Source organism: Bacillus sp. 1735sda2 (assembly GCF_024159245.1).
GTDB lineage: Bacteria > Bacillota > Bacilli > Bacillales > Bacillaceae > Bacillus > Bacillus pumilus_O.
Map to the genome: position 1 here is coordinate 813,385 of NZ_JAMYWZ010000001.1, position 15,065 is coordinate 828,449.

Below are 15,065 nucleotides of genomic sequence, written 5' to 3' on the forward strand. Positions count from 1 at the left end.
ATGAGAAAGAGTGATGATATGAAAAAGATGCCCCGCATCATGTTTGTTGTTCTCTTATCCTTAAGTTTTCTATACAGCTTTCCAGCGGAGGCGGCGAAACCATTTAAGGTGCCATCGTCTGTCGCCAGTATTTCTAAGGAGAATACGTATCCGAATGCGTCACAGGATCAGCCATTGCTCCAGCCGAGCGAGCTGACAGCTGAATTGTTTAAAACAACAGATGTGCCGATTGAGAATACTCATTTGATCAAAATGCTGAATGAATCCAGTATTTCAGGGACGCCATTAGCTGTTGGTTACCGTGCGACCATTTTCCTTGGAAGATGGGCACTGAGCTACGATTCAAACGAAACGGTGGCCAACTGGGAATACAAAAAAGTGAATACGAATCACATTGATAACAGAGGCGGCAACAAAACAGCCATTGGCAAATACGTACAAAAGCAGCAAGTGAAAGTAAGCGGCGGGCTAACAGCAAAGGTGCCAAACCCGGAAGATGTGAAAACATTGATGATGCAAAAAGCGATTCAAAAAACAAAGCTGCCCCTCGCATTTGACACAGTCATTGGCGCAGGAACAAAACGAGATCAGTCATACCATGTCTCTCCGAAAAAAGCAGCCTCACTTCATGCCTATGCACCAGCCATTAACGAAAAAGGGAAGGTCACATACGGAGAAGTGTACCTTGTACTCAAAGGAAATAAACGCAAACTCGTCGTAAAAAACGTGACCTCGCAAGGAATCGGCGCTTGGATTCCTGTTCAGGATCATCTGACGTTTGGGTTTCAAGGGATGAATTAACATAGTAACCCCCTCTTTCACTATAGAAGAGGGGGTTTCATTTGTCGTAAAGTTATGGATGTCAGGCGCACTCCCTTTATGACTTTTTGTCCTTTTTGTTTCTTACCTCACTTCTATAAAAGTCAATCACATTAAATAATAACCAAGCAAGGAAAAGGAAATAGATAATTTTTGTAAAGTGAGAGAAGTTGTTAAAGATAAGCCCCATAGTAATAAATGGTATGATCATAAATCCAAAATATTGTCTCCACCATATTTTAAAAATAATAAAACCACCTAACTTAAATTATGTATTATTTCTCGTCATCACTATAATACAACTAGACAAAGGAGTAGCAAACCTTTTTTGTTAAATTTTACACAATAATAGAATATTTAACTTTACTCTATTGAGATACGCTTTTCCTAATTTGAATATAAAGTTTTGCTTTCAAAAGAAATGATGAGTTTTAAATAAAAAAGCCATAACATAAGTTTATTTAAATAAACTTATGTTATGGCAAAATTCCCTTTTATTCCCCTAAATCCACATTATGATAAACCTGCTGCACGTCTTCAAGCTCTTCTAATACATCGATTAGTTTCTCGAATTGTTCTTTAGATTCATCATCTAATGTCACTTCATTTTGAGGAAGCATTGTGATTTCAGCGACAGTAAATTCTTCTACGCCGGCTTGTTTGAATGCTTCTTGTACTTGATGGAATTGATCTGGTTCAGCGTATACAATCACTGTTTCATCTTCTTCCATGATGTCACGTACATCAACGTCTGCTTCCATTAAAAGCTCAAGCGTTTCTTCTTCACTTTTTCCTTCGACACCGATGACAGCTGTTTGGTCAAACATGTAGGCAACAGAGCCGCTTACGCCCATGTTTCCACCGTTTTTCCCGAATGCCGCACGAACATCTGATGCTGTACGGTTCACGTTATTGGTAAGGGCATCAACGATGACCATTGATCCGTTTGGACCAAATCCTTCGTAGCGCAGCTCATCGAAATTCTCTTCCGCACCACCTTTTGCTTTTTCAATGGCACGGTCTACAATGTGTTTTGGGACACTATATGTTTTTGCACGTTCTAGGACAAAACGAAGTGCTTGGTTTGATTCTGGGTTTGGCTCACCTTGTTTGGCAGCCACATAGATTTCACGCCCGAATTTTGCGTAAATACGACTTGTACTGGCATCCTTTGATGCTTTCTTTTCTTTAATGTTGTTCCACTTACGACCCATCTTATTCACTCTCTTTCACTTAGAAAATACACAGTATGAGGGTCCCCATGCTGCATGAAATCATTCTATTTTCTATTATACATGAACCAGTCAAGAGGATAGAAGTTAGAGGGCTGAAATGAAGAGATTTCTTAGCTGATGTGCCCAAGCTGCTCAAGCGTTTCATGTTTTTCATGAGCCATAGTCAACTCGGCGCACCTAATAAAAAAATAACCCCATCATAAATGAGGTTATTTTGCAGGCTGGGGATATACGAGATCTTCAAGCAATTTGACATCATGCTGATGAAGTTGTTTGATCATTTCTTTTCGGACAGCGAGGGCAGCATCGAAGTATTTTTCGTCTTCGACCATGCCTTTCACTGTGATCTCAATCCCGCGGTTTAGCTTGTTCAGACCCATAATGCCATGGACTTGAAACGGTTCAATCGCATGCTGGAATTCATCTTTTTTAAGAAAATCATGGTGCATTTGATTTAAATTGTCACAGGCCGTTTCGAGTGCTTGAAAGGCTGTGTCTGGGTTTTGATTCGCACGAATTAATACAGACTCCGTAATCCGCATGTAGTGCATGTTATAGTTTTGAATTTGCCGGATATCTCCGTTAGAAATGGTTAACAGCTTGCCGCTCCATTCTCTAATTTGCAGAGAACGGAGACCAATTTCTTCAATCGTTCCATTAAAGAGGTTATTCACTGTCACATAATCCCCTTTATGAATCTGACGTTCATAGATCAGAAAAATGCCTGCTAAAATATCGCGAATGAGCGTCTGGGCGCCAAAACCGATAACGATCCCAGCCACACCAGCACCTGCAAGAATTTTTCCGAAATCATGAAAGAAGAGAGAAATGACATATAGTACAAAGCAAATCGAAGCGGTGTATTTCGAAACTGATTTGACCAAGCTTTCGATTGTTTTTTTCTTCTTGTCCTCTATAAACTCCGTTCGTTTAAAGAACAGTTGAAGCGCTTTGTTAATCAAAAAGACGGCAAGCCAAAGTACGAGTCCAACAAGAAGAATTTCAATGTATTTGTTCTTGACTACTGTCAGAAAAGTATCGTCCATTTATCGGTTACCCCCTGGCTGTGCGAGAAGTAAAATCAACATCTTGATAATAGCTGTTTTTCACAAGAACATTCGGACCAAGGCATTGTACGCTTGGACAATGACAATTCAGCTCTTTTGCTAATTTTGTGTCCATCCAGCGAGTATAAGCGGATTGCAATGTATCGGTCTCAATATTTCCTAGCGGCGGTGTATCACCAAAGTCTGTCACAATAATATTCCCATCAAAAATATTCACATTCAGCCGTGAGCGTCCATCAGGGTCATTTCGTACTGTGACAAGTTTCTCCTGACGCAATCGTTTGAGGAGGCGCTGGTCTTCTTCATCTGTACTGCAAGAATAAAAAGGCAAGGTGCCAAACAGCATCCATGTATCTTGATCACGAATGTCAAGCAGTTGATGAATCGCATCACGCATTTGCGGTAACGTCAATGATTCAAGGGCGCTGGCAAAATCACTTGGATACATCGGGTGCACTTCGTGGCGCTGGCATTTCATTTCCTCCACAATTTGCCGGTGGATGTGTTCAATATATGGAAGCGTGCGTTTATTCAGCATGGTTTCAGCAGAAACGGTCACACCTGCTTTAACAAGTGCCTGGCTATTTTCAATCATGCGGTTAAATAATTTCTCGCGCTGCTCAAAGGTTGGTTTTCTATCCATCATCGCAAAACCGACCGTTGCAAACTCTTCGACAGTTCCCCAGTTATGTGAGATGTGAAGGACATCTAAGTATGGAATGATTTCTTCATATCGCGCCAAATCAAGTGTTAAGTTTGAATTGATCTGTGTACGGACGCCGCGTTCGTGGGCATACTTTAGTAAAGGGACGACATATTCCCGCACAGATTTGAGAGAAAGCATTGGCTCTCCGCCTGTAATACTGATGGAACGCAAGAGCGGAACTTCATCTAAACGGCGAAGCAGTAAATCAAGTGGCAGTGCATTCGGGTCTTTTGGCTGCAAAGTATAGCCGACCGCACAATGCTCACATCTCATGTTACACAACGTTGTTGTTGTAAATTCAATATTTGTCAGCTTCATCTCTCCGTAATCCTGCACATCGAGATAGGCTTCCCAAGGGTCATATGCAGGTGTAATCGGACGAAGTGCTGTTTTTTGGTTCATGGTATCTATCTCCTTTTCATTCGGGCAAACGTGGACCCGCCAACAGTTAATTTTAAGCCCCATCACCGTTATACGCAAGTGGGGTTTCATTGATTTACAAGGGAAAAAAAGATAAGCTAGAAACAAATGCTAAAGGGAGTGTATCTATGGGCAAGGCAGCAGACAGCAAAGAGCAGCAGGTTGATTATTTAAAGAACCGATTAGATATGTTTATGAATGTGATTGATTCATTAGATCCTGAATCAACAGATGTTGAGGATATAGACAGACTGATCCAGATGATTGACGACCTAGAAGCGAAATATGAACGGTTTAAAAATGATTGGAAGGAAGAATAGCTCGCGCGGTGCGGGCTTTTTTTCTTTAAATTGGCAGGTGAATCAGTGTATGAGTCTCGGTCTTATTCTGCACAATAGAAGAAAAACCGGGAAGTGACGTAAATGAAAAAAACCATGCTCATCTGTTTATGTGCGCTTTTTGTATCCATGCCTCTCTCAGAAGCGGAAGCCGTGTCTAATCAGCCTGTTCATTGGGGATTTGCGAAAAGTAAAGAACATCAGCCAGCAGATGCGGGTAAAGAACTGAACGCCCTTTTAAAAAAGTATGATGCCTTCTATTTAGGAAACACGAAAAAGAAAGAGATCTATTTTACATTCGATAACGGCTATGAAAATGGGTACACGCCGAAAATCTTAGATGTGCTGAAAAAACATCAAGTGCCAGGCACCTTCTTTGTGACAGGACACTTTGTAAAGGATCAGCCGGAGCTCGTCAAACGTATGGCAGAGGAAGGTCATATCATCGGCAACCATTCTTATCACCATCCAGATCTAACAACAAAGAGTACGAAAGAAATCAAAGAAGAGCTTCAGCGTGTCGATGAAGCCGTGTACAAAATCACTGGAAAACAAGACAACCTCTATCTTCGTCCGCCGCGCGGTGTATTCAGTGAAAGAGTGCTGAAAGAAACAAAAGAGCTCGGCTACCAAACCGTTTTCTGGTCAGTGGCATTTGTGGACTGGCATATTCATCATCAAAAAGGAAAACAGTATGCTTACGATCAAATGATGAAGCAGGCGCACCCAGGTGCCATTTACTTACTTCATACCGTCTCAAGAGACAATGCCGAGGCATTGGATGATGCCATCACGGCACTGAAAAAACAAGGTTATTCCTTTAAAAGCCTAGACGATCTCATGCTTGAAAAAGTATGGCATCTGCCTCAGCTATAGAAAAAAAGCTTGCAGAACACCTGCGAGCTTTTTCTTTATCCTTCCCTTATTTTACGTTGAAACAAAATCGGATGATGACGCGAGAAAGAGTCAATCAAGCCCTCACCGAATATCGTGATGCTTTGCTCCCAAGGATGTCCTAGCAAGCCCCAATGCATCTCTTTTGATAAAAAGAAATAATAATCTCCGTTCGGAAGCACAGGTACTGTCCATTCTCCGAATTCATCTTTTTCAAATGATCCGTATGGTGTGATCCAGTAGCATTCGTGCTGCCAATCAAGTGCCAGCATATACTCGTCTGTTCTGATAAGCTCCTGAAAAACAAGTAATGCTTTCTTTTCAAGGCCTTCATCTGCATGTAGAAGAGAAGGGTCCTCAAAATAAGCAGAAATATCATATGTAATGAAAGGAGAAGGTACGCGAAATGAGGGAAAACGAGAGATGCTCGGATGAAATTTGAAATCTCGATAGAGCGTCTCCCATGCGAGCTTTCGTTCTTGATGAGACAATGGAATCCAGTTTTTCATCTAACCGCCTCCTCAGCCATTCTCTCTACACATTATTTGAATATGCGGAACCATCCTTTATGCTTAAACCACAAAAGCATGCCCGAGACGAGCAGACCCATGAAAATCAGTACGCCAAAATAGCCATACTTCCAGTGTAATTCAGGCATGTTATCAAAGTTCATTCCGTACACTCCAACAATAAAGGTCAGTGGAATAAAAATGGTCGATACAATGGTCAATGTCATCATGATCGCATTCATTCGGTTAGAATTCAGCGTCTGATAGCTGTCTCGTAAATCGGCTGTCATATCACGATTTGACTCGACAATCTCGGTTAGTTTCAACAGGTGATCATAAATATCATTAAAGTATGCCTGCCGGTTCGCATCACTTCTCATCATATTCGTATTGACAATACGATATAAAAGGTCCCTCATTGGGATAATCGTTCTTCGCAGTTTGAGCAAATCGGATCGAATCCCGAATACTTCGTTCATCAGTGTTCCATATGTTTTATGACCCTCTTCATCCTCGATTTCATTCAGTCTGTCCTCTATTTGATAAATAATAGGGAAATAATCATCGACAAGCTGATCAATCAACATGTAGGCGATATGCTCAGGCCCACTGTTTCTGGCTTTATCAGATTCTTTGAGTTTTCGAAGGACACGATCAATGTATGGCGCTTCCTTCAAATGAAAGGTCACGATATAATTGTCCCCAACAAACAGATCGATTTCCTCAGAGCGTAGCGTTTTTTGATTCAGGGCGTGAAGCACGAAAAATAAATATCCTTCATAAAAATCAAGCTTCGGCCTCTGTAAATAATGGAAACAATCCTCAATCGCAAGCGGATGGAACTGAAAGTATTCCTTCAAAAGTGCTGCTTCCTTTTCCGTAGGCGCATGAAAATCAATCCAATACCAGGCGATATCGGGGCTTGAAAGCTGCTGCAATGTTGCATGTTCAATCAAGTCGCCGTTTTTTGTCACTGCAATTTTCTTCAGCATGTGCACCCCTCCAGACTTGCATTATATCATGAAGCAGCACCGGTGAACTTATACGTGTTCTCCATAAAAAAAGCCGACCTCATCCCTGAGATCGGTCCAATGTGCGTGTATGATTGATGGATAAAACCAAGAATTAAGGACGATGGAACGTAACAAATTTATCTTGACGGTCAAACCAGCCTCTGAACGCCCAGTTATCCCAGCCGCCATGGCCGTTGTTTTTAAAGGTACCACTTTCAAATACCCAAATACCATAAACAACATTCCCAAGATTAGCAGTTGCAAAAGTTTTCACACCGTTAAAGCGGTCTTCATAATTTTGGCTTAAGTTAAAGACCATAACATTATATCTGCCACCAGCAGCATAGAATGTGCTTTCCATCACACCTTTAACGAATCCAGGGCGGTTTGCATTTGAGTTTACTGCGTTCACAATTGCATTGGCAATCCCAAGAACATCGAAGTTGACGTTAACATTAGGACTAGCGGTCGTTCCAGCTTTTCCTTCAGCTGCTTTGTTTAATACAGTTTGCTGTAGTGTAGTAGAGACGGGTGCTGCCGTTTTTTTCTCAGCAGCGTCAGCGAATACTGGTAGTGTCGAAGAAACAGCAGTGGCAAGGGCAATAGAAAGAATGGTTTTTTTCATTGGTCAGATCTCCTTTTTTAAAAAAAGTTTGGGTCTTCTTTTTCGTAAAAAGTGAAACTAAGTGAAGCCGGTGATCAATGAGGTAAAATATGTTCCTGCAAGATAAAACAAATGATTGCCTAATCAGCTAATTCCATTGTTCACCTCCTTGATATGTCATAATTATACAAATGTTTTCGCGATCGAAGCTATCACCCAGAGGGTCTATTTCTAATTTAAGGAAAAAGAGACTAAAATCTTGAAGGGTGCTGTCGAATTTTAGCTGAATTCGACTAAAAATGTTCCTTCATCCAAAAGGAAAATGACCGGAAATAAGGAAGATATAACTGATAAATTCTTGTACTCTTTATGTTAGAAAGTATTCAATATAGAGAATCATTCATGCAAAGTGAAACAATCGCATCTGCGTGTTTGCAGAAAGGAAGAAGAAACTATGTGGAAAAAGGAACTGACCGTTGAACCGCCATATCACTTTGATCAAGTGCTACGTCGCTTATCAAGTGATCCATTAAAAGCAGTCGATTTAAATAAAAGAGAGATCAAAGTACCCATCAGATTAGAACAAACACCATACGTTGTCGTCGTTCAAGCCACCGGAACAAAAGAAGCGCCCACGTTTCGGGTGCAAGGAAACGGCCCTGAGGAACCTCTCATCTGTGAGGTAAAAAGGATTTTTGGCATGGAGCATCAATTAGACGCTGTGCAGGAGCATTTTTCTGAAACCAATCTAGCATCCGTTTTTGAACGACATAAGGGGACACCGCTTATGCTAGATTTTCACTTATATCATTGCTTGATGAAATGCATCATTCATCAGCAGCTCAATCTGTCGTTTGCGTATGAACTCACGAAACGGTTTGTTCATACGTACGGCGAGCAAATAGATGGGGTTTGGTTCGATCCTTTACCAGAAACCATCGCCTCACTTGAAACAGAGGAATTGAGAAAGCTCCAATTTAGTCAGCGGAAAGCGGAATATGTCATCGATGTCTCAAAGCGAATTGTGAGCGGCTCTCTTTGTTTAGACGAATTACACGATTTAACTGATCTAGAGGTGGAAGAACGCCTGCTTCCGATTAGAGGGATTGGACCTTGGACAGTTCAAAATGTGCTCATGAATGGACTTGGAAGACCAAATCTCTTTCCAATGGCAGATATCGGGATTCAAAACGCCATCAAGCGGCATTTTGACCTGCCTGAAAAGCCGACAAAAGAAGAGATGGCAGCATTAAGCAAGGATTGGACGCCTTATTTAAGCTACGCATCTTTATATTTATGGAGAAGCATTGAAACAGATAAATGAAAGGGATTTTCTCTCTTTGTCCAAGTCATGGTATACTAATGAGATGGAATAAAATGAAGACAACCTATCAAGGGTTCAGATAGAACGGAGAGAATGAAGTGAAGGAAAATCAGCAAGGTGCCCTTTTGCAAAAGGGACAGCAGTTCCCGCTTACCATTAAACGCCTTGGCATTAATGGGGAAGGGGTCGGTTATTTTAAAAAGCAAGTGGTCTTTGTCCCAGGTGCGCTTCCAGGTGAAGAAGTGGTTGTGGAAGCAACGAATGTCCAAGCAAAATATGCAGAAGGTACGGTTAGGAAAGTTAGAAAGCGCTCTGAGCATCGAGTAAAACCGCCATGCCCAGTATACGAAGAGTGCGGCGGCTGTCAGCTTCAGCATTTGGCGTACGAGCAGCAGCTAAGGGAAAAACGAGATATTGTCATTCAATCAATGGAACGACATACGAAGCTATCAGTTGAAAAGCTGGATATCAGGCCAACGATTGGTATGGAAGATCCGTGGCACTACCGGAATAAAAGTCAGTTCCAAGTAGGGCGTTCTCACAGCGGTGACATCATTGCGGGGCTATACGGACTGAACTCTCATAAGCTTGTACCGATCAAGGAATGTATCGTGCAGCATCCAAAAACGAACAAAACAACGGGTGTTGTCCGCAAAATTTTAGAGAAATTCGGTGTATCGGTCTACAATGAACGGACGAGAAAAGGTGACGTACGATCAATTGTTGTGCGTGTCGGCTTTGAAACAGGTGAAGTACAGGTCGTTCTAGTCACATCAAAACCTGAATTTCCAAAGAAAAAAGAAATCGCCGACGCCATTCAAAAACGTCTGCCAGAAGTGACGTCCATTATGCACAACATCAATGGTGAAAAAACGTCGGTCATTTTTGGTCATAAGACATCTCACCTGGCTGGCAACATGGTTATCCAAGAATTTTTAGGAGATGTCTCCTTCGAACTGAGTGCACGTGCTTTCTTCCAATTGAATCCGAAGCAAACGCTAAAGCTTTACGACGAAGCGAAAAAAGCGGCAAAACTGACTGGAAAAGAAAAAGTTGTCGATGCGTATTGCGGCGTTGGAACGATTGGGATGTGGCTTTCAGATGGTGCCAAAGAAGTAAGAGGAATGGATGTCATCAAAGAATCGATAGATGATGCAAAGAAAAATGCTAAAAAACACGGCATGAAAAACGCGACCTATGTGACAGGAACAGCGGAACATTGGCTGCCAAAATGGGTCAAAGAAGGCTTCCGTCCTGACGTCATCGTCGTGGACCCGCCAAGAACAGGCTGCGAGCGCACCTTCTTAGACACGGTCAAACAAGTCAAACCAACACGTCTTGTCTACGTCTCTTGCAACCCATCAACACTAGCAAAAGACCTAGAATACATCTCAAAAGACTACAAAATCGAATACATGCAGCCAGTCGATATGTTCCCGCATACTAGTCATGTGGAGACGGTTGTATCACTTGTGAAAAAATAGACTTTAATCAAGGCTTGAAAATCAATATTAGATTTTCGAGCCTTTTTTTGTGGACATTTCTTTCATCAAACTTTTTTCTAAATGAATAAAAACACTTGCTATATTTAAATTAGTACTATATAGTTCTAATTATGAAAAAAGTAAAATTAATGAATCAAAAACGTGTGCTTGAAGTAGCTGCAACTTTATTTTTAGAAAAAGGATTTGCTTATACTAGCATGGATGAATTAGTACGTGTAAGCAAAGTGTCAAAGTCTAATGTGTATTATCACTTTTCTAACAAGGAGGAATTATTAGAAGGGGTCGTTGATTATTGGATTGACATGTATCAATCTGCCATTGATGACGTACTATCTCAGAACCAATTCTTAGTTGAAGAACGTATCCAACTATTTTTAAAGCAATTATCACAAGGGGTTCATTCGAGAGACTATAAAGGGAGCTGTCCATTTATTACTCTATATATTCAAAGTCCTACACAGGCCACACAAATAAAAGAAAAAATAGGTCTGTTCTTTACAGGATTACAAAAGAAGATTTCTCTATTACTGAAACAAGGGGTAGACAGTGGAGAATTCCGAAAGACGATTCATATTGATGAGGTGGCATCACTGTTTATTACCAATCTTGAAGGCGCATTATTTATTTCAGAAACATTGAATGATGCAACAGTCATTACGAAAACAGCCGATCATATGTTTAACTTGCTTCGATAATGAAGCATTTTTTTTACACTAAATTAGTACTGAGTAGTACTAAAAAGGAGACTTCATATGAAAACAGTATTTTTAACTGGTGGAACAGGCTTTATTGGAAGGCAATTAGTGAAAGAATTAGTCAAAGAGGATGTGAATATTCTTCTTTTAGTGAGGTCAAAAAGGAAAGCAACACGCACTTTTCAAGAAAGAGGCATCTTAAAAGAGGTAGTGATGCACTTTGTTGAAGGTGATTTGACGAAAGTCGACTTGGGTCTAAGTGCTGAAGATAAGGAGAGGGTACTGAAAACGGATGTGATCATTCACGCAGGAGGACCCATGGATATTCAAGCAACAAGTAAAGAGGCAGCTTCCGTCTTTTTAAATGGCGCTAAACATATAAGTGACTTAGCGAAACGTATTCATCAATTGAAGGGCTTGCAGCAATTTATTCATGTTGTCGGCTATATGAGTCCCTTTGATGATCAAAATAGCAAGGTTGAAATTGATGTGTTTCAAGAAGGAAACAGCTATTTGAAAATAAAAAATGCATATGAGAGAACAAAATTTTTAGCAGATCTGTATATTCGTCAACAGGCATCAGCAGTAGGTTATCCGCTTTCTGTCATTAATCCGCCAACTGTCGTCGGTAGTAGTCAAACGGGGAGTACAGAGCAAATAGCAGGAGTAGGTTTGCTTGTGAAAAGTATGCGAAGAGGGCTCATGCCGGTGATTCCTGGAGGTAACGATTATAGGTTGCCACTTATTTCAAACGATGAGTTTGCGAAGTTTATTGTGCAGGTTTTCAAATTGGAGCAACCGGCTATTCAAACATATACGCTGGTTGAAGACAAGCAGCGCGATCAGAATATTGGCGAATTATTGAGTGTGATGTCAGAAAGTATGAATATGAGGGCACCAAAAATGTTTGTCCCAATGCCACTGATGAAAGCTATAATGAATAGTGGCGTAAGTAAAATCACAAACATTCCTTCGGATGGACTGAACTTTATGACAAAACGAACGTTTTCAAATGGTTCAGCGAAAAAAATAATGGGACAAGATTGGTTTCAGAAGACGAGTGTCATGAAATTTTTCCCTGCTGTAGTAGCTGATCTGGATTATCGAATGATGAATCCAAACGGTAAGGATGATCATTTATTTAAACGAACACTATGTGATAACTCGACTCTTTATCAATTACAAGGAGAAGGTAAACCGTTTATTTTACTACATGGTTTATTGAGCGATGGAGAGGATTTATTCCCTTTAGCACAAGAGCTTCATGAAAAAACGGGACAACCTGTATGGATCTTGGATCTTCCGGGTTTGGGACGTTCTCCTTTTAAACGAGAGAAACATCTTCTAGATATGTATTTGAATGTAGTGCAAAAGTTATTGGAGAAAGCGGCAAATGGTGCACATCTAATCGGTCATTCATTCGGTGCGTATATTCTTCTGGAAGCATTGGTAAAAGGGTACATTAATAAGAAATATTCAATCACTTTACTTCAGCCGCCTGTTGAGAAGAGACATGCTGCATCACGAAATGTTCCTCAATTTATGAACAAATGGACATTGAAATGGGCTTCGACTAATATGATAGGGCGTTATGTATTAAGGAATGGTTTGTTTGAAAATACGGAGAGCATCCCTGCACATTATATTGAAAAAGTCAGAAATAGTTTGACGTCTCCTAGAATATTAAATACGACGGTTCAGCTTAACAGCTTACTACAGAAAATCAATCAAGATCATTTCAATAAGGTCACAAAGGATCATCTTCATATCATTTGGGGGAAGGATGACAAAGGCTATTCAGCCCCATCACATCTTGGTCAGGTTGATTTTGTTCCATATGGTCATCATTTCCCTCTTAGCCATCCGAGTGAAACAGCCGCATTGGTCATAAAGCAGATGAAAGTATGGGGAACAAAAAAAGTTTGAGGTAGACCAGCGTGGCTAAATCATTTCACTAGTAAAATATTTGATGAAATCGCGAGAAACAAAGTGAACCATATCAATGAAATAGAGGAGAATGAGAATGAGCCAATTCGATATTCTAACAAAATACATACCGGTGCTTCAGGAAGATCCTATTGGAAAATGGGTCATCGATCGAGAAAATGATGGTACAGCTGAACATCCGATTCAGATGCCCTTTGTGAATTATTCCGAAACGGTTCGTCACTTGATTGCAGATATTTACACCTTTGCAGAACAACACGAAGAGATGGAGCTTATCCGCTACAGAGAAATCCTGAAAGAAAATGGGATTGAATCGGGAATGAACGTTATGGAGAATGTGGACATTTCAAACTTAAATGCGCAGTGTGTGCTTGCTCTGATGATGGAGGTTGTGAGAGCCGAACGATTTAGCGAGGGTGCCATCCTCAATTTTCTTAAAAGCGGAGCTATTGTCAAGTGCCTAGAAAGATTGGATTGTTTGGATTCAACAAATGAAAAGTAAAACAGATGCAGCCTATACTTTTCATCCTATGAAAATAGAAGAAATTGAGCATATTTTATTAAATGATCTTGATGCAATAAAAATGGAAAAAGATGATGAACGTATAACATTCATTTTACAAGATTCCTATTGTCCTGATAAACATCATATTCACAGGGTGTATGTCATTTATAAGAAGTCTATACTCAATTTACTTGAAGGTAGGATTCGCTCTATTCATAGTCATGAATTCATCAGTGCTAAGAAAAAAGATCGAACGATTTCTAAAGAAGATATAGAATATGTATTAGAGATGGCTACAGTTGTAGTTCTTGCAAGTGAAAATAATGGAATATTGACGAATTATTTTTATAGTGGGGTCGGAGAAAGGTTAGATAGTATTTTTAATCTATGCTTAGGTTATTCTTCGGATTTACAGAAAAAAGAGAACAAAGTAAGTTTGCAACGGTTTATGAATGATATAAAGATTGTGGAAGAGATGGGCTTATTAGAAAAATTTTAGAATAATGAGCAAAACCTAGATGTTAGAGAAATCTAGGTTTTTTTGCGCTTTTGAAAAATTTATTCAACTTCATGTTGACCTTCCCCTTAACTGAAAGGTTTATACTTTGATCAGATCAACAAAACGGAGGAGATGCAGGGTGTTCAAGATTGGCGATTTTTCAATGTTAAGTAAAGTGCCTGTTAAAACCTTAAGATATTATGACCAAATTGATTTACTAAAACCTAAGCAGATTGATCAAGATTCAGGATACCGTTATTACTCTGCTGAACAGCTGCTTGAGGTTAACCGAATTTTTCTGTACAAGGAATTGGGTTTTACGTTGAAGCAAATGGCGCAGCTTCTTCGTGAAGATATCTCAGTAGAGCAGATTCAGGGCATGTTTCTGCTGAAAGAAAGTGAAATTCAGCAATTGATCGAGAAAGAACAACAGAAATTGGCGCGTATTAAGGAACGGATGCACCTCATCAAAAGAGAGGGATGTGTTGAAAAAGAACAGGAGGTCATCATCAAATCCGTTGAAAGCAAACGTATCCTGTCTTTCCAATCTAACGGAACGGTTGATGAGATTCCCTCATTCTTTCAAACGTTTCATCATTTATTACTTAAACATCAACAAGAATCGATTTCGGGACCACAAGTGGTGCTATGGAGGGAATCATTCGAAAAGGAAAGTGAGTTTGAATTTGAGGTCGGGTATTCCATCAAAGCGTTAAAAGGCAATCTTCCTCAAGGAATCACGATACGAACGTTACCTGCTGAAGAAACCATGGCGACACTATTATTTCATTCACATTCTCCATCCGCACAAACAGCTTGTATTGACCTAGCGACATGGATCGAAAATAACGGATACCGCATGAAAGAAGATCAGCCGGGCCGAGAGATTTATTATCCATTGTCTGAAACTGAAGAAGGCAGACTCATTGAAATTCAAATTCCGATTATAGAGAAAATCAAATCGTAATCATTGCACAAAGGAGAA

The 15,065-nt window shown here is 40.2% G+C and carries 16 protein-coding genes; 10 read left to right on the plus strand and 6 right to left on the minus strand.

Going from position 1 to position 15,065, the window contains the following annotated elements; genetic code table 11:
* Positions 1 to 18 precede the first annotated feature (18 nt).
* A complete protein-coding gene (locus NKR21_RS04075) occupies positions 19 to 801 on the plus strand; it encodes a YfkD famly protein (RefSeq protein WP_012009269.1) in 783 nt (260 codons plus the stop codon).
* A 512-nt stretch (positions 802 to 1,313) separates the two neighbouring features.
* On the opposite strand, the gene NKR21_RS04080 is transcribed toward NKR21_RS04075, so the two are convergent.
* The 3 genes from NKR21_RS04080 to yfkAB form a co-directional block, all read right to left on the minus strand.
* The gene (locus NKR21_RS04080; RefSeq protein ID WP_012009270.1) at positions 1,314 to 2,033 is read right to left on the minus strand and encodes a YebC/PmpR family DNA-binding transcriptional regulator; all 720 of its coding nucleotides are present in this window, start codon (positions 2,031 to 2,033) and stop codon (positions 1,314 to 1,316) included.
* Positions 2,034 to 2,263: 230 nt separating this feature from the next.
* Entirely contained in the window at positions 2,264 to 3,100 is an 837-nt protein-coding gene (locus tag NKR21_RS04085) for a mechanosensitive ion channel family protein (protein WP_012009272.1), read from the minus strand.
* A 7-nt stretch (positions 3,101 to 3,107) separates the two neighbouring features.
* Entirely contained in the window at positions 3,108 to 4,229 is a 1,122-nt protein-coding gene (yfkAB, locus tag NKR21_RS04090; RefSeq protein WP_012009273.1) for a radical SAM/CxCxxxxC motif protein YfkAB, read from the minus strand.
* Between the two features lie 146 nt (positions 4,230 to 4,375).
* On the opposite strand from yfkAB, the gene NKR21_RS04095 reads away from it, so the two are divergent.
* Positions 4,376 to 4,567, plus strand: coding sequence for an SE1561 family protein (locus tag NKR21_RS04095; RefSeq protein ID WP_012009274.1), 192 nt, complete (start codon positions 4,376 to 4,378; stop codon positions 4,565 to 4,567).
* 102 nt (positions 4,568 to 4,669) lie between these two features.
* Positions 4,670 to 5,461, plus strand: coding sequence for a delta-lactam-biosynthetic de-N-acetylase (gene pdaA / locus NKR21_RS04100; RefSeq protein WP_012009275.1), 792 nt, complete (start codon positions 4,670 to 4,672; stop codon positions 5,459 to 5,461).
* 35 nt (positions 5,462 to 5,496) lie between these two features.
* Here the strand turns inward: pdaA and NKR21_RS04105 are convergent, their stop codons facing one another.
* From NKR21_RS04105 to NKR21_RS04115, 3 genes are all read right to left on the minus strand, one after another.
* The gene (locus NKR21_RS04105; protein WP_012009276.1) at positions 5,497 to 5,988 is read right to left on the minus strand and encodes a DUF2716 domain-containing protein; all 492 of its coding nucleotides are present in this window, start codon (positions 5,986 to 5,988) and stop codon (positions 5,497 to 5,499) included.
* A 32-nt stretch (positions 5,989 to 6,020) separates the two neighbouring features.
* A complete protein-coding gene (gene corA, locus NKR21_RS04110) occupies positions 6,021 to 6,980 on the minus strand; it encodes a magnesium/cobalt transporter CorA (protein WP_119124574.1) in 960 nt (319 codons plus the stop codon).
* A 133-nt stretch (positions 6,981 to 7,113) separates the two neighbouring features.
* On the minus strand, positions 7,114 to 7,626 hold the full coding sequence (locus tag NKR21_RS04115) for a stress protein (protein ID WP_144457423.1): 513 nt from the start codon (positions 7,624 to 7,626) through the stop codon (positions 7,114 to 7,116).
* A gap of 433 nt (positions 7,627 to 8,059) precedes the next feature.
* Here NKR21_RS04115 and NKR21_RS04120 point away from each other — a divergent pair, with 433 nt between their 5' ends.
* The 7 genes from NKR21_RS04120 (at position 8,060) to NKR21_RS04150 (ending at position 15,047) form a co-directional block, all read left to right on the plus strand.
* On the plus strand, positions 8,060 to 8,929 hold the full coding sequence (locus NKR21_RS04120) for a DNA-3-methyladenine glycosylase family protein (protein WP_144457425.1): 870 nt from the start codon (positions 8,060 to 8,062) through the stop codon (positions 8,927 to 8,929).
* 98 nt (positions 8,930 to 9,027) lie between these two features.
* Entirely contained in the window at positions 9,028 to 10,413 is a 1,386-nt protein-coding gene (rlmD, locus tag NKR21_RS04125; protein ID WP_144457427.1) for a 23S rRNA (uracil(1939)-C(5))-methyltransferase RlmD, read from the plus strand.
* A 149-nt stretch (positions 10,414 to 10,562) separates the two neighbouring features.
* On the plus strand, positions 10,563 to 11,129 hold the full coding sequence (locus NKR21_RS04130) for a TetR/AcrR family transcriptional regulator (protein WP_119124577.1): 567 nt from the start codon (positions 10,563 to 10,565) through the stop codon (positions 11,127 to 11,129).
* A gap of 57 nt (positions 11,130 to 11,186) precedes the next feature.
* Positions 11,187 to 13,055, plus strand: coding sequence for an alpha/beta fold hydrolase (locus NKR21_RS04135; RefSeq protein ID WP_144457429.1), 1,869 nt, complete (start codon positions 11,187 to 11,189; stop codon positions 13,053 to 13,055).
* A gap of 97 nt (positions 13,056 to 13,152) precedes the next feature.
* Positions 13,153 to 13,578 carry a DUF6508 domain-containing protein gene (locus tag NKR21_RS04140; RefSeq protein WP_144457431.1) on the plus strand — a complete coding sequence of 142 codons (426 nt, stop codon included), beginning with the start codon at positions 13,153 to 13,155 and terminating at the stop codon, positions 13,576 to 13,578.
* On the plus strand, positions 13,568 to 14,080 hold the full coding sequence (locus NKR21_RS04145) for a hypothetical protein (RefSeq protein ID WP_144457433.1): 513 nt from the start codon (positions 13,568 to 13,570) through the stop codon (positions 14,078 to 14,080). Before NKR21_RS04140 ends, NKR21_RS04145 begins: the two co-directional genes overlap by 11 nt.
* Before the next feature lie 139 nt (positions 14,081 to 14,219).
* On the plus strand, positions 14,220 to 15,047 hold the full coding sequence (locus NKR21_RS04150; protein WP_119124580.1) for a MerR family transcriptional regulator: 828 nt from the start codon (positions 14,220 to 14,222) through the stop codon (positions 15,045 to 15,047).
* The last annotated feature ends 18 nt before the right edge of the window (positions 15,048 to 15,065 follow it).